This window comes from Klebsiella sp. S69 (assembly GCF_016516145.1).
GTDB lineage: Bacteria > Pseudomonadota > Gammaproteobacteria > Enterobacterales > Enterobacteriaceae > Klebsiella > Klebsiella oxytoca.
Window position 1 is genome coordinate 122,474 of sequence record NZ_JACVUU010000004.1, and the last position, 21,383, is coordinate 143,856.

A 21,383-nucleotide genomic window follows, 5' to 3' on the forward strand; every position below is an offset into this window, starting at 1 on the left:
TTTTGATTTTTGAAACGTGATTTCTTTTTAGTGTGGTTGTATTGGGAAATACATTTCTATCTAATGAAGGGAAATATTTCTTACGTCTGCTTTATTAACGTCTTAGCGATATTCAAATACCTTGCTGTGTATTAATTAAGAATTTAATTACCTTTGTGCCCTACAATAAAGGATATGCCATCATGTCTGCCAATAAATTACGTTCACTATTACTTCTCACCGCACTCGGGCTCGGCGTTAGCCAAAGCTATGCGGCTACCACCCTCAACGTTTGGATCCGCGCCAGCAACGACTCGAAAAATATCTACAAACAGGAAGCGGAAAAATTTGAAGAATCAACCGGTATCAAAATCGCGTATTTCAACGCCACTACCGACTTTGAACAGCGGCTGGCGCGCGCCACGGCGGGCAACGCCTTACCCGATCTGATTTTTAACGATGCGGCTTCGCTGGGGCAGTTTATCCAGCTGGGTATTGCCGAAGAAATTGACCCGCAAGCGATCGCCGGCGGCGACCAGCTATTCCCGACGGCCTGGAAAAGTACCCGCTATATCGACGGCAAATACTACGGCGTACCGACTTCAGCGCAAACCTTCGCGCTGTTTGTACGCAAAGACTGGCGTGCAAAACTGGGGCTGCCGCAGCCTAAGAGCTGGGATGATATCCAGACCCTGGCGAAAGCCTTCACTACCCAGGATCCCGACGGCAACGGCAAAAATGATACCTACGGCTTTATCGTTCCCGCCTCCACGACACGCGGCTACGCCAGCTGGTTTATGAGCAGCTTTATCTGGCAGGCGGGCGGTGATTTCGTTAAAGAAGAGAGCGGAAAGTTCAGCGCCTCGCTCAATACGCCGGAAGTGGCTCAGGCGATGACCTTTATGCGCACCATGATGTGCGAAAAAGTCACCCAGCCGGGGGCGATTAACGCCACCACCGCCGACGTTATTCCATCCTTCCGCTCAGGGCAAAGCGGCATGTTCTTTAGCGGCCCGTACCATATCGCGCTGTTCGATAAAGATCCCGGTAAAGACAACTTTGAAGTGGTTCCGGTGGCTGGGCCAAAAGGCGAAGCGACTCTCGCGGAGGGCACCACGGTCTTTATGATGAAGAGCAGTAAACAGAAAGAGGCGGCGCGTAAATTTATCGAATTCATGATCTCGCCGGAAGGCCAGGAGATCGGCATGGGTAAAGGCAGCCAGCATATACCGGTGGTGCGCCTGCCGGTGAATAAGAACGTCGACGTTAAGGACGTTTATCAGGACGCGCGCTGGGAAACCTTCGCCCGGCTCTATAACGAGCAGGGACGCTACGTGCCGCAAATTCCTAACTGGACGCCGGTGCGCCAGGTGGCTGCCGACGGTTTTAACCGAATTTTTGCCGACTGCAGCAGCGATATCGCCGCTGAGCTGAAAACTATCGACGGCAAGGTGAACGCTGAGCTGAAAAAACAAAACGTGCTGGCTAACTGAGGACACAAGTGATGACGCTGCATGAGACGAAGTCCTCGCCGATAAAGCAGGCCGCTTCGCCTGACTCAACCGGATGGCTGAGTGCAAAGCGTAAGCGGGCGCTGATCCCGTGGCTATTTTTGGCGCCTACGCTGATTATTTTCAGCTGGTTTAAGTTTATCCCGATGATTCAGGGTCTGGTGATGAGCTTTTACAAGGTCAACTTTAATCAGCCGAACGAGTGGGTAGGACTCGATAACTTCACCCGCGCTTTTGCAGACTCAGAGCTGCATGCGGCGGTGGTGAACACTTTGCTGTACGTGGTGGTAACGATGTTCGCCGCGGCTATCCTGGCCTTCTTCCTCGCCATGCTGCTGGAAGGCCCGGCGCGCCATCTGCGCTTTATTCGAACCGCCATCTTTTTACCCGCGGTCACCAGTGCGGCAATCGTCGCTGAAATGTGGCGCATTTTGTTCAACCCGACGCCCAATGGCGTGGTTAACCACATCCTCAGCTGGTTTGGCGTCGCCGATCAGGGCTTCCTTGCCAGCTCCGATCAGGCGCTGGGGGTCATCATGCTGCTGCATATCTGGAAAGCGGTGCCCTACAACATGGTGATTTTTATTGCCGGTCTGGCGGGGATCAGCCGCGATTTATACGATGCGGCGAACGTCGACGGCGCCAGCTGGTGGAACCGTCTGCGCTACGTCACGCTGCCCGGCATGATCCCGGCGCTTTCGGTGGTGCTGATGCTCTCCTTTATCCGCGGTTTCCGCGTGTTCGCCGAGGTGTACGCCACCACCGGCGGAGGGCCGTCTAACGCCACGGAAATGGTGATGACCCACATCTACAAACTGGGTTTTGAGCAGTTTGATTATGGCTACGCCTCGGCGGTGTCGTTTCTGCTGTTCACCTTCACGGTTGTATTAACCCTCTGTCATCTGACGCTGAAAAAACGTATCGCACGTTACTAAGGAGCCGCGATGTTAAGTAAACGTTGGGATACAGCAGGGCGCTGGTGCATTTACGCGCTGCTGCTGATTGTCTTCGTCGGGCCGTTCTGGGGCATCGTGGCCACGGCCTTCAGCGGTGCGCCGGTGAAGCCGGGCGAGCTGCTGGCCTGGCCGAATCAGTTCTCGCTGGAAAACTTCATCTTTGCGTGGATGGATATCGGCGTCTGGCAGTACCTGCTGAACTCTATCCTGGTGGTGTTCTTCGGCACCGTTCTACAAGTGTCGGTCAGCGCGCTGGCGGCGTATGCCCTGGCGCGGAAAAAGTTTCGCGGCGTGGCGCTGGTGAGCCTGGTGATTTTGTCCACCATGATGCTGCCGGAAGAGGTCATCGCCATTCCGCTGTACATGATTATTAACTGGCGACTGCCGCTGATCGATGCCTCGCTCTACAACAGCTACCTCGGGATGATTTTGCCGGTGGTTGGCTGGGCTTTCTCCATCTTTGTCCTGACCGAATTTATGTCGGCGATACCGAAAGAGCTGGAAGAGGCGGCGCGGATAGACGGCGCCAACGAATGGCAGATTTTCTTCCATGTGATTCTGCCGCTGGTGAAACCGGCGCTCGGTACGGTAGTGACGTTCGGCTTCATTATGATTTGGGACCAGTACCTGCTGCCGCTGATTGTGGTTAACCAGGACAGCCTGAATACTATTCCGGTGATCCTCGGCACGCTGCGTACCGATGAGAGCATCACGCCGAACATTTTTATCGCGATTACGCTGCTGGCGATGCTGCCCAGCATCATCGTCTATCTGGGTCTGCAAAAACATTTCAACCGCGGGATTATGTCCGGCGCAGTCAAAGGATAAGGAGTGACCAATGGGATCTGTTGTACTGAATAGCGTGCGTAAATCGTATGGTGATGCGCACGTCATTAAAGACGTGTCGCTGACTATCCCGGACGGTGAATTCTGCGTTCTCGTTGGCCCCAGCGGCTGTGGGAAATCAACCCTGCTGCGCATGATCGCCGGCCTGGAGGAGATCTCTGGCGGCGAGGTGCATATTAACGAGCGCAACGTTACCGAGGTAGAACCGAAGCTGCGCGATATTGCGATGGTGTTTCAGAGCTATGCGCTCTACCCGCAGATGACGGTGCGTGAAAATATGGGTTTTGCCCTGAAGATGGCGCGCCTGCCGAAAGCGGAGATTAATCAGAAGGTTAATGAAGCCGCTGCGCTGCTGGGGCTTGAACCGCTACTGGAGCGCTTGCCGAAGGATCTCTCGGGCGGCCAGCGCCAGCGGGTGGAGATGGGGCGGGCGATCGTGCGTAAGCCGCAGGTGTTTTTGTTTGACGAACCGCTCTCCAACCTCGACGCCAAGCTGCGAACCCAGGTGCGCGGCGAAATTCGCGAGCTGCATCGCCGGCTGAAAACCACCTCGGTGTACGTCACCCACGATCAGATTGAAGCCATGACCATGGGGCAGATGATCGTGGTGCTGCGCGATGGGCGCATTGAGCAGGCGGGGACGCCGCTGGAGTTGTACGACCGGCCGGCGAATCTGTTCGTCGCTGGTTTTATCGGTTCGCCGGAGATTAATCAGCTGTCGGGCGTCGTGGTTTTGAACGGCAGCGCCACCAGCCTGCGTCTGAAAGATGGCTCGCTGCTGGCTTTGCCCGCTGGCCTTCAGGTGGCCGACGGTCAGCAGGTGGTGTACGCCATTCGCCCTGAGCAGGTCAACGTCGTCCACGAAGCGCGCGACGATGCGCTGGCGGCGAAGGTGACGGCGGTGGAGAACACCGGCTCGGATATGCAGCTCTTCTGCGATACCGGCGGCGGAGCGTTTACCTCGGTGTTCAAACAGCGTCTGGCTGTAAAAGAGGGCGATAAGATCTGGCTGCAGCCGAAGCTCTCCGGCGTGCACCTGTTCGATGGACAAAGCGGCCAGCGCATAGCGTGCCGGGAGGAAAACTAAGGTGGCGATGAAGCTGTACACCCTTGACGAAACCTGCCTGGAAAACGCCCGGGCGGGCTTAAAGCAGCCGTTCTCGCCGCTGCAGCTGGCGTTAAGCAAGCTGGTGTCGGAGGCCGACATTCTGCGTCGAGAGGCGCCGGAAAGCGTGGTGCATAAAAAGCTGCGCCCGGCCAGCGGCGACGCGCACGATTACTACAGTCTGGGTACCTACTGGTGGCCGAATCCGCGGCGGCCCAACGGGCTGCCCTATATTCGTCGCGACGGGCATATCAATCCGCAATGTGAAAACAACGATACGGACACCTCGCGCATTATCCGCATGTGCGAACGGTGCCTGACCCTGGGGCTGGCATGGTACTTTACCGGCCAGCGGCAGTATGCGCAGGCCGCGGCTACGCAAATACGCTGCTGGTTCCTGGATGCCGACACGCGGATGAATCCGCATCTGAACTACGGCCAGGCGATCCCGGGGATTGTATCCGGTCGCGGCACCGGGCTTATCGATACTCGCTTAATGTGGATGGTGGTGGATACCATTGGCCTGATCAACACGGCGAGCGTGCTTGATACCGATGATATTATCGGCCTGCACCAGTGGTTCCGCGACTTTAACCACTGGATGTACTACAGCGAAATCGGCCACTCAGAGTACGTCTGGCACAATAACCACGGCACCTGGTACGACGCCCAGCGGACGGTTAACGCGTTATTCTATGGCGATAAAGGGCTGGCGGCGCGGATCATTGAGCAGGGAATTACCCAGCGTATGGCGGCGCAGATTGACCAGGATGGCCGACAAACGATGGAGCTGGAACGCACCATCCCGTTCCACTATTCGCTATTTAACCTGGAGGCGCATCTGCTGCTCAACCGCTACGCCGAACACGTTGAGTTCGATCGCTGGAACACCATCCGCGACGGGCGAGGGGTGAAGCAGGGCATCGACTATCTGGTGCCGTTTATTCGCGAGCCGGAGCTCTGGCCGTACAGCGATCTGCAGGGGATCGTGTGGGATAGCGCGCTGCGCGTACTGCTGCAGTCAGTGCGGGGTTATGCAAAGCAGTCTGCCAGCTATCGTGATGCGCTGAAGTGTGTGCCCCAGGAGACCTTACAGTTAAAGGAGCAACTGATGTGGTGTCCGGGCTGATAGAACAATGCTTCTTGCCTCCCGACGGCGCTGTGCCTGGTCGGCCTGGCTGATATGTAGCCCGATAAGGCGTTTACGCCGCTATCCGGGGAATGCGCCGGATAGCGGCTTTGGCGCGGCTTCTTCCCGGGCGGCGCTACGCTTGCCCGGGCTACGGGGCCTCGGCTGTCTTACACTGCGGCGATGATTTTTATCTCGACTTTATACTTCGGATTCATCAGTTTCGCCTGTACGGTACAGCGTACCGGCGCATGACCGGCGACGACCCATGCATCCCAGGCCTGATTCATCGCTGCAAAGTCTGCACCGTCGGCGAGGAAAATAGTCGCATCAAGAATACGTGATTTGCTGCTGCCCTGTTTCTCCAGCACCGCATCGATCTGCGCCAGAGTATCAGCGGTTTGCGCGCAGGCATCGGCATCGAGGTTGGACGGTACGCCGGTGTAGTACAGCGTCTGGTTATGAATCACCACATCAGACCAGCGGGCTTCGGCATCAATACGCGTAATGGTCATGTTTATTTCCTCTCTGTTCCGGTTCATTAAGCTGCGGCAAGACTGCCATAATGTTTCATCTGCGTCACTACCTGCACTGGCGAAAACCCCTCCACCCTGACATAATCACTGTCCAAATAACCAGGGGGTAATGTGATCGACGATTTTGCAGCAGACGGCCAGCTGGCCAGCGCGATTGCCGGATTTAAGCCGCGCGAGCCGCAGCGCCAGATGGCTTTCGCCGTCGCCAGTGCAATTGAAGAAACTCGTCCGCTGGTGGTGGAGGCGGGCACCGGGACCGGGAAAACCTACGCCTACCTGGCGCCTGCGCTACGCGCCAACAAGAAAGTCATTATTTCCACCGGCTCGAAAGCGTTACAGGATCAGCTCTACAGTCGGGATTTACCCACTGTCGCTAAAGCGCTGAACTTCACCGGTAAACTGGCCCTGCTGAAAGGGCGTTCGAACTACCTGTGCCTGGAGCGTCTGGAACAGCAGGCGCTCGCCGGTGGCGACCTGCCGGTGCAAACCCTCAGCGATGTCATTCTGCTGCGCTCGTGGTCTAACCAGACCGTCGATGGCGATATCAGCACCTGCGTTAGCGTGGCCGAAGATTCCCAGGCCTGGCCGCTGGTCACCAGTACCAACGATAACTGCCTCGGCAGCGACTGCCCCTTTTATAAAGACTGTTTTGTGGTGAAAGCGCGGAAAAAGGCGATGGATGCTGACGTGGTCGTCGTCAATCATCATCTGTTCCTCGCCGATATGGTGGTCAAAGAGAGCGGCTTTGCCGAACTGATTCCGGAAGCGGAAGTGATGATCTTCGATGAAGCGCATCAGCTGCCGGATATTGCCAGTCAGTACTTCGGCCAGTCGCTCTCCAGCCGCCAGCTGATGGACCTGGCGAAAGATATCACCATTGCTTATCGCACCGAACTTAAAGACACCCAGCAGCTGCAGAAGTGCGCCGATCGCCTGGCCCAGAGCACGCAGGATTTTCGTCTGCAGCTGGGGGAGCCCGGCTATCGCGGCAACCTGCGCGAGCTGCTGGCGGATAACAATATTCAGCGCGCGCTGCTGCTGCTTGATGATGCGCTCGAACTCTGTTACGACGTGGCAAAGCTGTCGCTGGGCCGCTCGGCGCTGCTCGATGCCGCTTTTGAGCGGGCCACCGTATACCGAGGCCGCCTGAAGCGGTTAAAAGAGACCAATCAGCCCGGCTTTAGCTACTGGTATGAGTGTACTTCCCGCAACTTCACCCTGGCGCTGACCCCGCTGACGGTGGCGGATAAGTTTAAAGAGGTGATGGCGCAAAAGTCCGGGAGCTGGATCTTCACCTCGGCGACGCTATCGGTCAATGACGATTTGCACCACTTTACCGATCGTCTGGGCATAGGCGACGCGCAAACGCTGCTGCTCCCCAGCCCCTTCGATTATGCCCACCAGGCGCTGCTGTGCGTGCCGCGCAATTTGCCGTTACCGAACCAGCCCGGCGCCGCGCGACATCTGGCGGCGATGCTCAAACCGCTGATTGAAGCCAACGACGGGCGCTGCTTTATGCTCTGCACTTCGCACGCCATGATGCGCGACCTGGCGGAACAGTTTCGCGCCACCATGACGCTGCCGGTTCTCCTGCAGGGAGAAACCAGCAAAGGCCAGCTTTTACAGCAATTCGTCAGCGCCGGAAATGCGCTGCTGGTGGCGACCAGTAGCTTCTGGGAAGGGGTGGACGTGCGCGGCGATGCGCTTTCTCTGGTGATTATCGACAAGCTGCCGTTCACCTCGCCGGACGATCCGCTGCTGAAAGCGCGGATGGAGGATTGTCGCCTGCGCGGCGGCGATCCTTTTGATGAGGTCCAGCTACCGGACGCGGTCATCACCCTCAAACAGGGCGTGGGGCGTCTGATTCGCGACATCGACGATCGCGGGGTCCTGGTTATCTGCGACAACCGTTTGGTTATGCGCCCCTATGGCGCCGTCTTCCTCGCGAGCCTTCCGCCTGCGCCGCGCACGCGCGATATCCGTCGGGCGGTGCGTTTTCTTGCGGTACCGTCGGCGAGGTAATCCGGCGCAAAATGTGGTAAGCTGCGCGCCATTTTGTCAATCTGCTAGAGCGAGAGCGCGACAACCCATGCGAATTTTAGCTATCGATACCGCCACGGAGGCCTGCTCCGCGGCGCTGTGGAATGATGGCACCCTCAGTGCTCATTTTGAAATCTGCCCCCGCGAACATACCCAACGTATCCTGCCTCTGGTGCAGGATGTCCTCAATGAAAGCGGCACGCTATTAACCGAGCTTGACGCGCTGGCCTTTGGCCGTGGGCCGGGCAGCTTCACCGGCGTGCGCATTGGTATCGGGATTGCACAGGGGCTGGCGCTGGGGGCCGAGCTGCCGATGATCGGCGTGTCCACGCTGGCAACCATGGCGCAGGGCGCATGGCGAAAAACCGGCGCCACCCGCGTGCTGGCCGCCATCGACGCCAGAATGGGCGAAGTTTACTGGGCGGAATATCAGCGCGATGAACAGGGCGTCTGGCACGGCGAAGAGAGTGAAGCGGTGCTGAAGCCGGAAGCGGTTCGCGAGCGTCTGCAGCAGCTGGAGGGCGAGTGGGCTACCGTCGGCACCGGCTGGCAGGCGTGGCCGGATATGGCTACCGGCTGCGGCTTAACGCTTGCCGACGGCGAAATTGAGCTTCCTGACGCGCAGGATATGCTGCCGCTGGCTTGCCATCTGTTTACGGTGGGAAAAACCGTGGCCGTTGAACACGCTGAACCAGTTTATTTACGCAATGAAGTGGCGTGGAAGAAACTTCCTGGCCGCGAGTGAATCTCAGTAACTATATGTCTGAGAAGAAGGAAGGAGTCGCGTCATGGCGGGTCAAAAAACGGTAGTGCGTTGGTTAGTCGCGGCAGCAGTGGTTGCTGCGCTGAGCGGGTGCGCTTCGGTACCGGATGCCATTAAGGGCACCACCCCGACGCCGCAGCAGGATTTAGTTCGCGTGATGAACGCGCCGCAGCTGTATGTCGGTCAGGAAGCGCGCTTTGGCGGGAAGGTCGTCAGCGTGCAGAATCAGCAGGGTAAAACCCGCCTGGAAATTGCCACCGTTCAGCTTGACGGCGCCGCGCGTCCGGAGCTGGGCGAGCCGTCGCGAGGTCGTATCTTTGCCGACGTAAACGGTTTTATCGACCCGGTGGATTTTCGCGGGCAGCTGGTCACCGTGGTTGGCCCGATCGTCGGCGTCGTCGACGGTAAAGTCGGCAATACGCCGTATAAATTCATGCTGATGAACGCTACGGGCTACAAGCGCTGGAACGTTGTCCAGCAGGTGGTCATGCCGCCGCAGCCGATGATGGACCCGTGGATGTTCGGCCCGCGCCCGTGGGGCTACGGATACGGCGGCTGGGGCTGGTATAATCCCGGTCCTGCCGAAGTCAGAAACGTTGTAACTGAATGATTTTGTAGTTTTTGTAAGTTCAAAGAAACAGCGGCTGGTCCGCTGTTTCTTCGTTTTCAGTCAAATAAGAAAAATAAATAGTGACGCGCTTCGCAACCTGTAAAACGCCTAATTAATAAACTGGTACGCTGAGTTAATATAATGTTAACAAAATGTTTGTTGATCAGGGGCTGTGATGACGACGAATAACTATTTCAGAGGTGATGCAGTGAAAAAGGTTTGGCTAAACCGTTATCCCGCAGACGTTCCTGCGGAGATAAACCCTGACCGCTATCAATCCCTGGTTGAACTGTTTGAACACGCCGTCCGCCGCTATGCTGACCAGCCGGCCTTTATTAACATGGGCGAGGTGATGACCTACCGCAAGCTGGAGGAGCGCAGCCGCGCGTTCGCCGCTTATCTTCAGGAAGGGTTAGGCCTGCAAAAAGGCGACCGTGTCGCGCTGATGATGCCTAATCTGCTGCAGTATCCGGTGGCGCTGTTTGGTATCCTGCGCGCTGGCATGATTGTCGTGAACGTCAATCCGCTTTATACCCCGCGCGAACTGGAACATCAGCTTAACGACAGCGGCGCCGCCGCCATTGTGATCGTTTCCAACTTTGCGCATACCCTGGAAAAGGTGGTTGATAAAACCCAGGTCAAGCACGTGATTTTAACCCGCATGGGCGATCAGCTTTCCACGGCGAAAGGGACGCTGGTTAACTTTGTGGTGAAGTACATTAAACGGCTGGTGCCAAAATACCATCTGCCGGACGCCATCTCGTTTCGCAGCGCGCTGCAGCACGGTTACCGTATGCAGTACATTAAGCCGGAAATCGTCTCTCAGGATCTCGCTTTTCTTCAATATACCGGCGGCACAACCGGCGTGGCGAAAGGGGCAATGCTGACCCATCGCAATATGCTGGCGAACCTTGAGCAGGTGAACGGTACCTACGGGCCGCTGTTGCATCGCGGCAAAGAGCTGGTTGTTACCGCGCTACCGCTGTATCACATCTTTGCGCTGACCATGAACTGCCTGTTGTTCATTGAACTGGGCGGGCAAAACCTGCTGATCACCAACCCGCGCGACATCCCAGGCCTGGTCAAAGAGCTGGCGAAATATCCCTTCACCGCGATGACCGGAGTCAATACCCTGTTTAACGCGCTGCTTAACAACAAAGAGTTTCAGCAGCTCGACTTCTCTTCACTGCATCTCTCCGCCGGCGGCGGAATGCCGGTACAGCAGGTCGTTGCGGAGCGCTGGGTTAAGCTGACCGGGCAGTATCTTCTGGAAGGCTATGGCCTGACGGAGTGCGCGCCGTTGGTGAGCGTCAATCCGCACGATATCGACTATCACAGCGGCAGTATTGGCCTACCAGTGCCGTCCACCGAAGCGAAGCTGGTGGATGATGACGATAATGAAGTTGCGCCGGGAGAGCCGGGGGAGCTGTGCGTGAAAGGGCCACAGGTGATGCTGGGCTACTGGCAGCGCCCTGATGCTACCGCTGAAATCATTAAGGACGGCTGGCTGCATACCGGCGATATCGCGGTGATGGATGACGAGGGCTTCCTGCGTATCGTCGATCGCAAAAAAGATATGATCCTTGTCTCGGGCTTCAACGTCTATCCGAATGAAATCGAGGATGTGGTAATGCAGCATTCCGGGGTTCAGGAGGTTGCTGCGGTTGGCGTACCGTCCGGAAGCAGCGGTGAGGCGGTGAAAATTTTCGTGGTGAAGAAAGAGCCGACGCTGACGGAAGAGATGCTGATCGCTTTCTGCCGTCGCCAGCTGACCGGCTACAAGGTTCCGAAGCTGGTTGAGTTTCGCGATGAGCTGCCGAAATCCAACGTCGGGAAAATTTTACGTCGAGAACTGCGTGACGAAGCCCGTGCTAAAGTAGACAATAAAGCCTGAGCTAAGAGTGAATCGCCAGACGCCGGCTAAGCCGGCGTTTTTTATGGGCGCAAGTTAAGAGAGTATGATTTGAACTATCAGATGATCACCACCAACGATGGCCTTCGCGCCGTCTGTGAAGCGGCAAGCGCGGTTTCTGCCATCGCGCTGGATACGGAATTTGTCCGTACTCGTACCTACTACCCGCAGCTCGGTCTGCTCCAGCTGTTCGACGGCAACCAGGTCTCGCTGATTGACCCTCTGGTTATCACCGACTGGGAACCGATGCGTGAACTGCTGCTGAATAAAGATGTGACCAAATTTTTACATGCTGGCAGTGAAGATCTGGAAGTATTTCTTAATGCCTTTCATTTGATGCCTCAGCCGCTGATCGACACGCAAATTCTTGCCGCTTTTTGCGGTCGTCCGATGTCCTGGGGCTTTGCGTCGATGGTAGAAGAGTATACCGGCGTTGCGCTGGACAAGAGCGAATCTCGTACCGACTGGCTGGCGCGCCCGCTGACCGAACGCCAGTGCGTTTATGCCGCCGCCGACGTCTGGTACCTGCTGCCGATTGCCGGAAAGCTGATGGCTGAAACCGACAGCGCGGGCTGGCTTTCCGCCGCCCTGGATGAATGCCAGCTGATGCAGCAGCGTCGTCAGGAGATTCAGGATCCTGCCGAGGCGTGGCGCGACATTGGTAATGCCTGGCAGCTGCGCACTCGTCAGCTGGGCTGCCTGCAGCTGCTGGCGGAGTGGCGGCTGCGTAAAGCGCGCGAACGCGACCTGGCGGTCAACTTTGTTATCCGTGAAGAGCATTTGTGGAACGTGGCGCGCTATATGCCCACCAGCCTGGGGGAACTTGACAGCCTCGGACTCTCGGGCAGCGAGATTCGTTTCCACGGTAAGACGCTGATCGCCCTCGTCGAGAAGGCGCAGGCGCTGCCGGAAGAGGCGCTGCCAGAGCCGCTGCAAAATCTGATCGACATGCCCGGTTACCGCAAGCTGTTTAAGGATATCAAAGCGTTAGTTCAGACCGTAAGCGCCGAGAAGGGCGTGAGCGCGGAGCTGCTGGCTTCAAGGAGACAGATTAATCAGCTGCTGAACTGGCACTGGGGGCTAAAAAACGGCAACGGGCAGCCTGAACTGGTTTCCGGCTGGCGCGGTGAATTGATGGCCGATCGCCTGAATGCGCTATTAAGCGACTACCCGCGTTAGCGCCGATCGGCATAGTGAAAAAACCGGCTGCGCACAGCGTTGCCGGTTTTTTTATACCTCAGGCTCAGGGCTTCGACTCTTCAGTTTCCGGCAGGGTCACGTTCAGCTCCAGAATCGAAATATCACCGTCTCTCTGCTCCAGCTGTACGCTGACCATCTCCGGGTCGATTTGCACGTATTTGCAAATCACCTCAAGAATGTCTTTACGCAACTGCGGAAGATAGTGCGGTTCAGCGTCGCCGCGACGGCGCTCCGCGACGATAATTTGCAGGCGCTCTTTCGCAATATTGGCCGTGTTCTTTTTCCGCGAGAGAAAAAAGTCGAGTAATGCCATAATTTATCCTCCGAACAGGCGTTTGAGGAAACCTTTCTTCTCTTCTTCTACGAAGCGGAAAGGGCGTTCTTCTCCGAGCAGACGTTCAACCGTATCGGCATAGGCTTTACCCGCGTCCGAGGCGTCATCCAGAATCACCGGCTCGCCCTGGTTTGACGCGCGCAGCACGGACTGATCTTCCGGAATCACGCCCACCAGATTGATGCGCAGAATTTCCAGCACGTCTTCCATGCTCAGCATGTCACCCTTGTTTACGCGGCCTGGGTTATAGCGCGTCAGCAGCAGGTGCTCTTTAATTGGATCTTCGCCCCTTTCCGCGCGACGGGATTTGGAGGCCAGGATACCAAGGATACGGTCGGAGTCGCGAACGGAGGAGACTTCCGGGTTGGTGGTGATGATGGCTTCATCAGCAAAATACAGCGCCATCAGCGCACCGGTTTCGATGCCTGCAGGGGAGTCACAGACGATAAAATCAAAATCCATTTTTTTCAGTTCTTCGAGAACTTTGTCTACGCCTTCGCGGGTCAGGGCGTCTTTGTCACGCGTCTGGGAGGCCGGGAGAATATAGAGATTCTCCGTACGCTTATCTTTAATAAGCGCCTGGTTCAACGTGGCATCGCCCTGGATGACGTTGACGAAATCATAAACGACCCGGCGTTCACAGCCCATGATCAGGTCAAGGTTACGCAGGCCGATGTCGAAGTCGATAACGACCGTTTTCTTTCCCTTCTGGGCCAAACCAGTAGCGATGGCCGCGCTGGAGGTGGTCTTGCCAACGCCTCCTTTACCCGAAGTCACAACAATAATGCGTGCCATAGAAATTCCTTGTTAAAAAGGGATTAATTCAACGATTGAATCGTCAAAGCGCTGTCGTCTAAACGTAGACGGGCCGCTTTGCCATAAAATTCGGCCGGAATGTTATCACTCAGCCAGTATTCCCCCGCGATGGAAACCAGTTCCGCCGAGAGGTTGGTACAAAATATTTGGGCGTCTCTGTCGCCGCCTGCGCCAGCAAGCGCGCGTCCCCGCATCATGCCATATACATGGATGTTACCATCGGCGATAAGTTCAGCTCCGGCACTCACATGGTTTGTAACAATTAGATCACAGTGTGGCGCATAAATTCGCTGACCGGAACGTACCGGCTGATCAATCAAACGCGTTTTTGTGATCTGATTAACAGCTGGAGGTGGGGCAACGGGTTCAGGCGCAGCCTGGCGAGTCACTTTTTCTTTCCCTTCGGTTAATAAAGGGATCCCGGCGCGGTCAATTTCCGTTTTCAGCCGGGGAAGTTTACATCCGCTTACGCCCATAATACGCAGGCCGGTAGCCGCGATCGCCTCATGCAGAGGGCGCCAGTCGACGTCATCTTCAATGCTGCTGATATTCACCACCACGGGAGCGTGCCGTAAAAAGGCGGGAGCCTGGGCGATTTTGTCTTCTAACGCCTGACGAATAACCTCGGGATTTGCATCGTGCAAATGAACCACAGATAAGGTGAAGCTACTGCCCTTAAGTTCGATTGGCGTATTTGACATCCTGGCCTTACTCAATTTGCTGTTTATCACTCGCTGAAGTGCGGTGATATTCCGAAGACTAAAAGGCATGTTATAGTCACTCATATATTGAGGCAAGTGACCACAGGTCTAATTCCGAGTAAAACTATGTTTTGTGTGATCTATCGAAGTACTAAACGCGAGCAAACCTATTTATATGTCGAAAAAAAGGACGATTTCTCCCGCGTTCCTGACGAATTAATGTATAGCTTCGGTACGCCCAAACTGGCAATGATTCTACCGCTCGATGGACGAAAAAAACTCATTCACGCCGATTTGGAGAAAGTGAAACAGGCGCTCACCGATCAGGGCTATTACCTTCAGCTGCCTCCTCCGTCTGAAAATTTACTCAAGAAACACCTGGCGGAACAGGGGAATAAATCTGATTAACCCACAGAGGGAATATAATGTACCAACATCATAACTGGCAGGGTGCGCTACTGGATTATCCGGTAAGCAAAGTGGTTTGCGTTGGCAGCAACTATGCAAAACACATCAAAGAGATGGGCAGTGCGACGCCGGAAGAGCCGGTGCTGTTTATTAAACCTGAGACGGCGCTATGCGACATCCGCCAGCCGTTGGTGCTGCCTGAGGGGCTGGGGTCGGTGCACCATGAAGTTGAGCTGGCGGTACTGATTGGCGGTACGCTGCGCCAGGCGACGGAAGATCATGTCCTGAAAGCCATTGCTGGCTATGGCGTGGCGCTGGACCTTACCCTGCGCGATCTGCAGGGAAAACTGAAAAAGGCCGGTCAGCCGTGGGAGAAGGCCAAAGGCTTTGATAACTCCTGTCCTGTTTCAGGCTTTATTCCCGCCGCCGAGTTTCACGGCGACGCGCAGAGTACTCCGCTGAGTCTGAAGGTGAACGGCGAAGTGCGCCAGCAGGGTTCGACCGCCGACATGATCCATAAGATTGTGCCGCTCATCGCCTATATGTCGCGCTTTTTTACCCTGAAAGCCGGGGATGTGGTGCTGACCGGTACGCCGGAAGGCGTAGGGCCGCTGAGCAGCGGAGACGAGCTGGAAGTCGGTTTTAACGGCTTTTTGCTGACTACCCGCGTGCTGTAACGTCCGCTTGCCGCCTTCTCCGGGCGGCAAAACTTGCATCGGCGTGCCAGAGTGGTTATAAGGTGCACCCTGAACTGCAATGACGGACATCCCAATGAGCGAACAACCTTTCTGGCAACAAAAAACACTGGATGAAATGAGCGATGCGGAGTGGGAATCACTTTGCGATGGCTGCGGTCAGTGCTGCCTGCATAAGCTGATGGATGAAGATACCGACGAAATCTACTTTACCAACGTCGCCTGCCGTCAGCTCAATATCAAAACCTGCCAGTGCCGTAACTATGAGCGCCGTTTCGAGTATGAGCCGGATTGCATCAAGCTAACTCGCGACAATCTGCCTACGTTTGAATGGCTGCCGCCGACCTGCGCCTATCGTCTGCTGGCGGAAGGCCAGCCGCTGCCGCACTGGCATCCGCTGTTAACCGGTTCGAAGGCGGCGATGCATGGCGAACGCATCTCCGTTCGCCATATTGCGGTGAAAGAATCCACCGTGGTTGACTGGCAGGATCATATTCTGAATAAACCGGACTGGGCGCAGTAAGGCGCGCAGTTAGCCTTTCTTCGCGTGGAATAGTCCGCTTTCACCGTCGGCGTCATCTGCAACCCAAAAGTTAATATTGAACTGCGCGTCGTCGCTTAGCTCAATGCGGTGCCAGTACTGCGGCGGGCTGGTTGCGAACTGGCCAGCATTGATAACGACTTTTGCCTCAGGCTCTGTCGCCTGTTCATCGGCAAAACCATAGTAGGTTACCGTCCCTTCCATTACGCAAAGCTGGCCGAAAACACCCGCTGCGGTGTTGTGGTGCGTCAGCAAAGCGGCGGGTACGTTCTGTTTGGTAAAGAATGGGGTGGAGCGTTTTACCTTCCAGCTAGCGGGAATACGCAAATGAGACATCATGTGCTCCTTAGTTAACATTTATAAGTTGCATTTAATATGCAACTTTATGGCGACAACGTCAACGCGCAGGCAAAAAAAACGCTCCCGGAGGAGCGCTTTATGAACAATCGGTCTTAGCGACCAAACAGATCGCGCTTTTTAGGTTTAAACGGCTGAGCGATAAGCACCAGTACACCGACCACCAGATAGGCTGCGAAGATGCCGACCAGCCATTGCGGCATTTCCAGCGTCAGGAATTCCCACTGGCGTACGGAGCAGTCACCGGTAGCGACAAACACCTGAGGCAGCCATTTATCCAGCGGCAGCCACGTTGGGAAACGAGCGGCGAAATCGCAGGTCTGGAAGGGGGAAGGGTGAAGCTGAATCATGGTGTGTTCCCATGACAGCTGCAGCCCGCGCAGGGCGCTGTAGAGCCAAATCACAATCGCGACGTAGCGCAGAGGGGTTTTTGGCGCAATGGCGCCGACGATACCTGCGCCCATCACGCCAAATAGCGCGCAGCGCTCGTAAATACACAGTACGCACGGCTGCAGCAGCATCACGTGCTGGAACCATAACGCCACCAATTCAAGAATAAACGCGGTTAGCGCCATCAGGAGCCAGGCACCGCGTCCCCTTGAGCACTGGTTTAAATATCGCAACATAATCATTTCCCTGGAACATGCTAAATCATGGCAGTGTAAACGAAAACCGTAGCGACGCCAGCAGCTAGTCTGAAAATATTACGTAAACGAATATGGAATGCCCGGCGTTTTGAGCCGGGCATGGATGATTTTATTTCAGCAGCTGCGGCGTCACCAGCCAACCGTGCTCCAGCATCCACTGGGTGGCCGGCATCAGGGTAAACTCGACGCAGGCCAGGCCGACGAGGGTCAGGACGAGAGTATAGGGCAGCGCCATCCACACCATCCGGCCATAGGAGAGGCGAATCAGCGGGGCCAGCGCGGAAGTCAGCAGGAACAAAAAAGCAGCCTGGCCGTTCGGCGTAGCGACCGATGGCAGGTTGGTGCCAGTATTGATCGCCACCGCCAGCAGCTCGAACTGCGGCAAACTGATGGTACCCTGCTCCAGCGCGGACTTGACCTCGTTGATATAGACGGTTCCGACGAAGACGTTATCAGAAATCGACGACAGCAGACCGTTAAACAGATAAAACAACGATAGCTGGGCGTGCGGCGATGCCTGAAGAACGAACTCGATCACCGGGGCAAAAAGGTGCTGGTCAATAATAACCGCCACCACGGCAAAGAAGACCGTCAGTAGGGCGGTAAACGGCAGGGCTTCGGTGAAGGCTTTGCCGATAGCGTGTTCATCGGTGATGCCGGAGAACGTTGTCGCCAGCACAATCACCGACAGGCCGATCAGGCCGACTTCCGCAAGATGCATCGCAAGGGCGATAATCAGCCAGACGCCGATAAGTCCCTGAGCGATAAGACGCAGGCGATCCTGACGACTGCGATCGTCAAAATCCTGTAGCACTTTGCGCACGGTTGGCGGCAGCGGTTCGCCGTAGCCAAACAGGCGGAATTTCTCCAGCAGCAGACAGGTGATTAGTCCGCATACCAGCACCGGCAGGCTAACCGGCAGCATACGCATGAAGAATTCGCCGAAGTGCCAGCCTGCCGCCTTGGCGATGATCAGGTTCTGCGGCTCGCCGACCATGGTCATCACGCCGCCGAGCGCGGTGCCGACCCCGGCATGCATCATCAGGCTGCGCAAGAAGCCGCGGAACTGCTCCAGGACATCGCGATAGTGCTGCTCAATATGGCTGTCGTCGAGCATATTGTCATCATCCGGCCGCGCCGAAGCGACTTTGTGGTAAATACCGTAGAAGCCGACGGCAACGCTTATCACCACTGCGACAACGGTCAACGCGTCGAGGAAGGCGGAGAGGAAAGCGGATGCGACGCAAAACGCCAGCGACAGCAGCATCTTGCTACGAATGCCAAGCAACAAGCGGGTGAAGATGAACAGCAGCAGCTGCTTCATGAAGTAGATCCCCGCGACCATAAACATTAGCAGCAGCAGGACTTCAAGATTACTGGCCACCTCTTCGCGGATATGCCCCGGGGTGGTCATGCCGATAAATACCGCTTCAATGGCCAGCAGGCCGCCTGGCAGCAGGGGATAGCACTTGAGCGCCATCGCCAGGGTGAAGATAAATTCGATAACCAGCAGCCATCCGGCAATAAACGGATGCAGATAAAAGACCAGCGGATTAACAATTAAGAAAATGATGAGAGCGAGTTTGTACCAGTCCGGGGACTGGCCAAGAAAATTGCGCCACAGGGCGCGGCCATAAGACATTTCCACGACAGACATCCTTTCTCCGTCAAATTCTGAAACATGATTTTATGCGTAACTATACGCAAGATTACCAGTTGCGCAAAACGAGACGCAACTTTCTTCGCATCACATTCTTTAGCAACAGAAAATGTGAAATGAAAAGTGGAAAATGAAACGGCGATCCCTTTTTAATTACTTTCTGGCGCTATCTGCCTTATGGCCGCTCTGGTATGATGAGTCGAATAGCAACGCTGTGTAATGGAAATCTTATTATGGTCATTAAGGCGCAAAGCCCTGCGGGTTTCGCTGAAGAGTACATCATTGAAAGTATCTGGAATAACCGTTTTCCCCCTGGTTCAATTCTTCCCGCTGAACGTGAACTTTCTGAACTGATTGGTGTTACCCGTACAACCTTACGTGAAGTGTTGCAGCGTCTGGCCCGCGATGGCTGGTTAACCATTCAGCATGGTAAACCGACAAAGGTGAACAATTTCTGGGAAACTTCAGGTTTGAATATTCTCGAAACCCTGGCGCGTCTCGACCATGACAGCGTACCGCAGCTGATTGATAATCTGCTGTCCGTGCGTACCAATATTTCGACCATTTTCATCCGTACCGCTTTCCGTCAGCATCCGGATAAGGCGCTGGAGGTACTGGCGAGCGCGCGTGAAATTGAAGACCACGCCGATGCGTTTGCCGAGCTGGATTACAATATCTTCCGCGGTCTGGCGTTTGCCTCAGGCAATCCCATCTATGGTCTGATCCTCAACGGTATGAAAGGCTTATATACCCGTATCGGTCGCCACTATTTTGCCAATCCGGAAGCGCGCAGCCTGGCGCTCGGCTTCTATCATCAGCTGGCTAAAGTTTGTGAAGAGGGCCTGCATGAGCAGGTTTATGACATCGTACGCCGCTACGGCCGCGACAGCGGTGAGATCTGGCATCGTATGCAGAAGAATCTACCGGGCGACTTAGCGATTAATATGCGTTAAGCCCACGTAATGAATAAAAAACGCCCGGTGCTTTCACCGGGCGTTTTGCTTTTCAACGGCTACAGCGGGTTCTGCCGCGGCGGGGTGCGTTCCAGCAACTCGACGCTGCCATCGGCGTTTTGCTGCTCCAGAAGAACGTCAAATCCCCACAGGCGGTGAACGTGCTTAAGCACCTCACGGCGGCCTTTATCCAGCGGCACGCGGTTGTGCGGCACGTAGCGCAGGGTGAGCGAGCGGTCGCCGCGCAGGTCCACATTCCATACCTGAATGTTTGGCTCGAGGTTGCTCAGGTTGTACTGCGCTGAAAGTTTGGAACGAATCTCACGATATCCCTCTTCATTATGAATTGCGGATATTTCGAGATAGTTGTTGTGATCGTCATCCAGCACGGTGAAGAAGCGGAAGTCGCGCATGATTTTTGGCGACAGGAACTGGCTGATAAAGCTTTCATCCTTAAAGTCGCGCATCGCGAAGTGCAGAGTTTCAAGCCAGTCAGAGCCGGCAATATCCGGGAACCAGTATTTGTCCTCTTCCGTCGGCGACTGACAAATACGTTTGATATCCTGGAACATGGCGAACCCCAGCGCGTAGGGGTTAATACCGCTATACCACTGGCTGTTGTATGGCGGCTGGAACACCACATTGGTGTGGCTGTGCAGGAACTCCAGCATAAAGCGCTCCGTCACTTTACCTTCATCATAAAGGTGATTCAGGATGGTGTAGTGCCAGAAAGTCGCCCAGCCTTCGTTCATCACCTGAGTCTGCTTCTGCGGATAAAAATACTGGCTGACCTTGCGCACGATGCGCAGGATCTCACGCTGCCACGGCTCCAGCAGCGGCGCGTTTTTCTCCATGAAATAGAGCAGATTTTCCTGCGGTTCAGAAGGGTAGCGACGCGCGGCTTCGATGGTTTTTTCCTCTTCTCGCTTCGGCAGCGTGCGCCACAGCATATTCACCTGGCTTTGCAGATACTCTTCCCGGCTTTTTTGCCGCGCCTTCTCCTCCTGCAGCGAGATTTTTTGCGGGCGTTTATAGCGGTCAACGCCGTAATTCATCAGGGCATGACAGGAGTCGAGCAGTTTTTCAACTTCATCAACGCCGTAGCGCTCTTCACATTCGGTGATGTATTTCCGCGCGAAGATGAGATAGTCAATGATTGAGCTGGCATCGGTCCAGCTGCGAAAGAGATAGTTATTTTTGAAAAACGAGTTATGCCCGTAGCAGGCGTGCGCCATCACCAGCGCCTGCATGGTAATGGTGTTCTCTTCCATCAAATAGGCAATACAGGGGTTGGAGTTAATGACGATTTCGTAAGCCAGCCCCTGTTGGCCGTGCTTATAGGCCTGTTCGGTCTCGATGAATTTTTTACCGAACGACCAGTGCGGATAGTTAATCGGCATCCCGACGCTGGAGTAGGCATCCATCATCTGTTCGGAAGTAATGACTTCGATTTGGTGCGGATAGGTGTCAAGACGGTACAGCTTCGCCACCCGGTCGACTTCTGCCAGATAGGTCTCCAGCAGCTCAAAAGTCCAGTCGGGTCCATCGCTTAAACGGGTTGTGTCCTTGTTCATGGAATCAATCGTAGCCATTAGCGCGCCCTCGTTGTTGATGGTTCTCTCTGTACGGAAAACCTCTAAACAAGCATAGAACACGGCGTCGCAAACTGCGTCTATCCGCATTT

The 21,383-nt window shown here is 55.5% G+C and carries 22 protein-coding genes; 14 read left to right on the forward strand and 8 right to left on the reverse strand.

The genetic code is table 11. The features are described 5' to 3' along the window. Positions 1 to 182 precede the first annotated feature (182 nt). From IAE27_RS05975 to IAE27_RS05995, 5 genes are read left to right on the forward strand one after another with little or no spacing between them, the layout of a single operon-like run. Positions 183 to 1,472: an ABC transporter substrate-binding protein gene (locus IAE27_RS05975; protein ID WP_154022462.1), complete on the forward strand. Its 1,290-nt coding sequence runs from the start codon at positions 183 to 185 to the stop codon at positions 1,470 to 1,472. Between the two features lie 11 nt (positions 1,473 to 1,483). Beyond that, positions 1,484 to 2,425 (forward strand): carbohydrate ABC transporter permease, encoded by a 942-nt coding sequence (locus IAE27_RS05980; RefSeq protein WP_227685239.1) that lies wholly within the window; start codon positions 1,484 to 1,486, stop codon positions 2,423 to 2,425. 9 nt (positions 2,426 to 2,434) lie between these two features. Then, positions 2,435 to 3,274: a carbohydrate ABC transporter permease gene (locus IAE27_RS05985; protein WP_004103286.1), complete on the forward strand. Its 840-nt coding sequence runs from the start codon at positions 2,435 to 2,437 to the stop codon at positions 3,272 to 3,274. A 10-nt stretch (positions 3,275 to 3,284) separates the two neighbouring features. After that, positions 3,285 to 4,379 (forward strand): ABC transporter ATP-binding protein, encoded by a 1,095-nt coding sequence (locus IAE27_RS05990; protein WP_200092130.1) that lies wholly within the window; start codon positions 3,285 to 3,287, stop codon positions 4,377 to 4,379. 7 nt (positions 4,380 to 4,386) lie between these two features. Beyond that, positions 4,387 to 5,526 (forward strand): alginate lyase family protein, encoded by a 1,140-nt coding sequence (locus tag IAE27_RS05995; protein ID WP_053065080.1) that lies wholly within the window; start codon positions 4,387 to 4,389, stop codon positions 5,524 to 5,526. Between the two features lie 170 nt (positions 5,527 to 5,696). Here the strand turns inward: IAE27_RS05995 and IAE27_RS06000 are convergent, their stop codons facing one another. Beyond that, the gene (locus tag IAE27_RS06000; RefSeq protein ID WP_004113724.1) at positions 5,697 to 6,041 is read right to left on the reverse strand and encodes a RidA family protein; all 345 of its coding nucleotides are present in this window, start codon (positions 6,039 to 6,041) and stop codon (positions 5,697 to 5,699) included. Between the two features lie 132 nt (positions 6,042 to 6,173). Here IAE27_RS06000 and IAE27_RS06005 point away from each other — a divergent pair, with 132 nt between their 5' ends. The 5 genes from IAE27_RS06005 to rnd all read left to right on the forward strand — a co-directional run bounded on the left by IAE27_RS06005 (position 6,174) and on the right by rnd (position 12,566). After that, positions 6,174 to 8,084 carry an ATP-dependent DNA helicase gene (locus IAE27_RS06005; RefSeq protein ID WP_200092132.1) on the forward strand — a complete coding sequence of 637 codons (1,911 nt, stop codon included), beginning with the start codon at positions 6,174 to 6,176 and terminating at the stop codon, positions 8,082 to 8,084. A 67-nt stretch (positions 8,085 to 8,151) separates the two neighbouring features. Next, positions 8,152 to 8,847, forward strand: coding sequence for a tRNA (adenosine(37)-N6)-threonylcarbamoyltransferase complex dimerization subunit type 1 TsaB (tsaB, locus tag IAE27_RS06010; protein WP_004103277.1), 696 nt, complete (start codon positions 8,152 to 8,154; stop codon positions 8,845 to 8,847). 43 nt (positions 8,848 to 8,890) lie between these two features. Further along, positions 8,891 to 9,475 (forward strand): Slp family lipoprotein, encoded by a 585-nt coding sequence (locus IAE27_RS06015; RefSeq protein WP_004103275.1) that lies wholly within the window; start codon positions 8,891 to 8,893, stop codon positions 9,473 to 9,475. 208 nt (positions 9,476 to 9,683) lie between these two features. Next, entirely contained in the window at positions 9,684 to 11,369 is a 1,686-nt protein-coding gene (fadD, locus tag IAE27_RS06020; RefSeq protein WP_085955773.1) for a long-chain-fatty-acid--CoA ligase FadD, read from the forward strand. Positions 11,370 to 11,450: 81 nt separating this feature from the next. Next, a complete protein-coding gene (rnd, locus tag IAE27_RS06025) occupies positions 11,451 to 12,566 on the forward strand; it encodes a ribonuclease D (protein WP_162098340.1) in 1,116 nt (371 codons plus the stop codon). A 64-nt stretch (positions 12,567 to 12,630) separates the two neighbouring features. Here the strand turns inward: rnd and minE are convergent, their stop codons facing one another. From minE to minC, 3 genes are read right to left on the reverse strand one after another with little or no spacing between them, the layout of a single operon-like run. Further along, a complete protein-coding gene (gene minE, locus IAE27_RS06030; protein WP_004103270.1) occupies positions 12,631 to 12,900 on the reverse strand; it encodes a cell division topological specificity factor MinE in 270 nt (89 codons plus the stop codon). Positions 12,901 to 12,903: 3 nt separating this feature from the next. Further along, positions 12,904 to 13,716, reverse strand: a complete 813-nt coding sequence (gene minD, locus IAE27_RS06035; protein ID WP_004103267.1) for a septum site-determining protein MinD — start codon at positions 13,714 to 13,716, stop codon at positions 12,904 to 12,906. Between the two features lie 23 nt (positions 13,717 to 13,739). Beyond that, positions 13,740 to 14,438, reverse strand: a complete 699-nt coding sequence (gene minC, locus IAE27_RS06040; RefSeq protein ID WP_004103264.1) for a septum site-determining protein MinC — start codon at positions 14,436 to 14,438, stop codon at positions 13,740 to 13,742. Positions 14,439 to 14,564: 126 nt separating this feature from the next. Between minC and IAE27_RS06045 the strand changes: the two genes are divergently transcribed. The 3 genes from IAE27_RS06045 (at position 14,565) to IAE27_RS06055 (ending at position 16,064) form a co-directional block, all read left to right on the forward strand. Then, positions 14,565 to 14,846, forward strand: coding sequence for a YcgL domain-containing protein (locus IAE27_RS06045; protein WP_004103262.1), 282 nt, complete (start codon positions 14,565 to 14,567; stop codon positions 14,844 to 14,846). A gap of 17 nt (positions 14,847 to 14,863) precedes the next feature. Continuing rightward, positions 14,864 to 15,523: a fumarylacetoacetate hydrolase family protein gene (locus IAE27_RS06050; RefSeq protein WP_004103259.1), complete on the forward strand. Its 660-nt coding sequence runs from the start codon at positions 14,864 to 14,866 to the stop codon at positions 15,521 to 15,523. 94 nt (positions 15,524 to 15,617) lie between these two features. Then, positions 15,618 to 16,064 carry a YcgN family cysteine cluster protein gene (locus IAE27_RS06055; RefSeq protein WP_004103257.1) on the forward strand — a complete coding sequence of 149 codons (447 nt, stop codon included), beginning with the start codon at positions 15,618 to 15,620 and terminating at the stop codon, positions 16,062 to 16,064. 9 nt (positions 16,065 to 16,073) lie between these two features. On the opposite strand, the gene IAE27_RS06060 is transcribed toward IAE27_RS06055, so the two are convergent. The 3 genes from IAE27_RS06060 to nhaB all read right to left on the reverse strand — a co-directional run bounded on the left by IAE27_RS06060 (position 16,074) and on the right by nhaB (position 18,734). Further along, positions 16,074 to 16,418 carry a DUF1971 domain-containing protein gene (locus IAE27_RS06060; RefSeq protein WP_004103255.1) on the reverse strand — a complete coding sequence of 115 codons (345 nt, stop codon included), beginning with the start codon at positions 16,416 to 16,418 and terminating at the stop codon, positions 16,074 to 16,076. Positions 16,419 to 16,534: 116 nt separating this feature from the next. Further along, the gene (gene dsbB, locus IAE27_RS06065; RefSeq protein ID WP_004103253.1) at positions 16,535 to 17,065 is read right to left on the reverse strand and encodes a disulfide bond formation protein DsbB; all 531 of its coding nucleotides are present in this window, start codon (positions 17,063 to 17,065) and stop codon (positions 16,535 to 16,537) included. Between the two features lie 130 nt (positions 17,066 to 17,195). After that, complete coding sequence (nhaB, locus tag IAE27_RS06070) at positions 17,196 to 18,734, reverse strand: sodium/proton antiporter NhaB (RefSeq protein ID WP_200092163.1); 1,539 nt, start codon at positions 18,732 to 18,734, stop codon at positions 17,196 to 17,198. Positions 18,735 to 18,979: 245 nt separating this feature from the next. Here nhaB and fadR point away from each other — a divergent pair, with 245 nt between their 5' ends. Further along, positions 18,980 to 19,699: a fatty acid metabolism transcriptional regulator FadR gene (gene fadR, locus IAE27_RS06075; protein ID WP_004103249.1), complete on the forward strand. Its 720-nt coding sequence runs from the start codon at positions 18,980 to 18,982 to the stop codon at positions 19,697 to 19,699. A 59-nt stretch (positions 19,700 to 19,758) separates the two neighbouring features. Here the strand turns inward: fadR and IAE27_RS06080 are convergent, their stop codons facing one another. Further along, entirely contained in the window at positions 19,759 to 21,291 is a 1,533-nt protein-coding gene (locus IAE27_RS06080) for a SpoVR family protein (protein ID WP_004103247.1), read from the reverse strand. Positions 21,292 to 21,383 lie beyond the last annotated feature (92 nt).

Excerpts from the sequence above, each read along its gene's own strand:
- rnd (WP_162098340.1), top strand. The coding sequence starts at position 11,451 with ATGATCACCACCAACGATGGCCTTCGCGCCGTCTGTGAAGCGGCAAGC.
- IAE27_RS05985 (WP_004103286.1), top strand. The coding sequence starts at position 2,435 with ATGTTAAGTAAACGTTGGGATACAGCAGGGCGCTGGTGCATTTACGCG.
- IAE27_RS06055 (WP_004103257.1), top strand. The coding sequence starts at position 15,618 with ATGAGCGAACAACCTTTCTGGCAACAAAAAACACTGGATGAAATGAGC.
- IAE27_RS05990 (WP_200092130.1), top strand. The coding sequence starts at position 3,285 with ATGGGATCTGTTGTACTGAATAGCGTGCGTAAATCGTATGGTGATGCG.
- IAE27_RS06080 (WP_004103247.1), bottom strand. The coding sequence starts at position 21,291 with ATGGCTACGATTGATTCCATGAACAAGGACACAACCCGTTTAAGCGAT.
- minE (WP_004103270.1), bottom strand. The coding sequence starts at position 12,900 with ATGGCATTACTCGACTTTTTTCTCTCGCGGAAAAAGAACACGGCCAAT.
- IAE27_RS06000 (WP_004113724.1), bottom strand. The coding sequence starts at position 6,041 with ATGACCATTACGCGTATTGATGCCGAAGCCCGCTGGTCTGATGTGGTG.
- IAE27_RS05975 (WP_154022462.1), top strand. The coding sequence starts at position 183 with ATGTCTGCCAATAAATTACGTTCACTATTACTTCTCACCGCACTCGGG.
- IAE27_RS06015 (WP_004103275.1), top strand. The coding sequence starts at position 8,891 with ATGGCGGGTCAAAAAACGGTAGTGCGTTGGTTAGTCGCGGCAGCAGTG.
- IAE27_RS06045 (WP_004103262.1), top strand. The coding sequence starts at position 14,565 with ATGTTTTGTGTGATCTATCGAAGTACTAAACGCGAGCAAACCTATTTA.
- fadR (WP_004103249.1), top strand. The coding sequence starts at position 18,980 with ATGGTCATTAAGGCGCAAAGCCCTGCGGGTTTCGCTGAAGAGTACATC.
- dsbB (WP_004103253.1), bottom strand. The coding sequence starts at position 17,065 with ATGTTGCGATATTTAAACCAGTGCTCAAGGGGACGCGGTGCCTGGCTC.
- minC (WP_004103264.1), bottom strand. The coding sequence starts at position 14,438 with ATGTCAAATACGCCAATCGAACTTAAGGGCAGTAGCTTCACCTTATCT.
- IAE27_RS06050 (WP_004103259.1), top strand. The coding sequence starts at position 14,864 with ATGTACCAACATCATAACTGGCAGGGTGCGCTACTGGATTATCCGGTA.
- minD (WP_004103267.1), bottom strand. The coding sequence starts at position 13,716 with ATGGCACGCATTATTGTTGTGACTTCGGGTAAAGGAGGCGTTGGCAAG.
- IAE27_RS06060 (WP_004103255.1), bottom strand. The coding sequence starts at position 16,418 with ATGTCTCATTTGCGTATTCCCGCTAGCTGGAAGGTAAAACGCTCCACC.
- IAE27_RS05995 (WP_053065080.1), top strand. The coding sequence starts at position 4,387 with ATGAAGCTGTACACCCTTGACGAAACCTGCCTGGAAAACGCCCGGGCG.
- IAE27_RS05980 (WP_227685239.1), top strand. The coding sequence starts at position 1,484 with ATGACGCTGCATGAGACGAAGTCCTCGCCGATAAAGCAGGCCGCTTCG.
- tsaB (WP_004103277.1), top strand. The coding sequence starts at position 8,152 with ATGCGAATTTTAGCTATCGATACCGCCACGGAGGCCTGCTCCGCGGCG.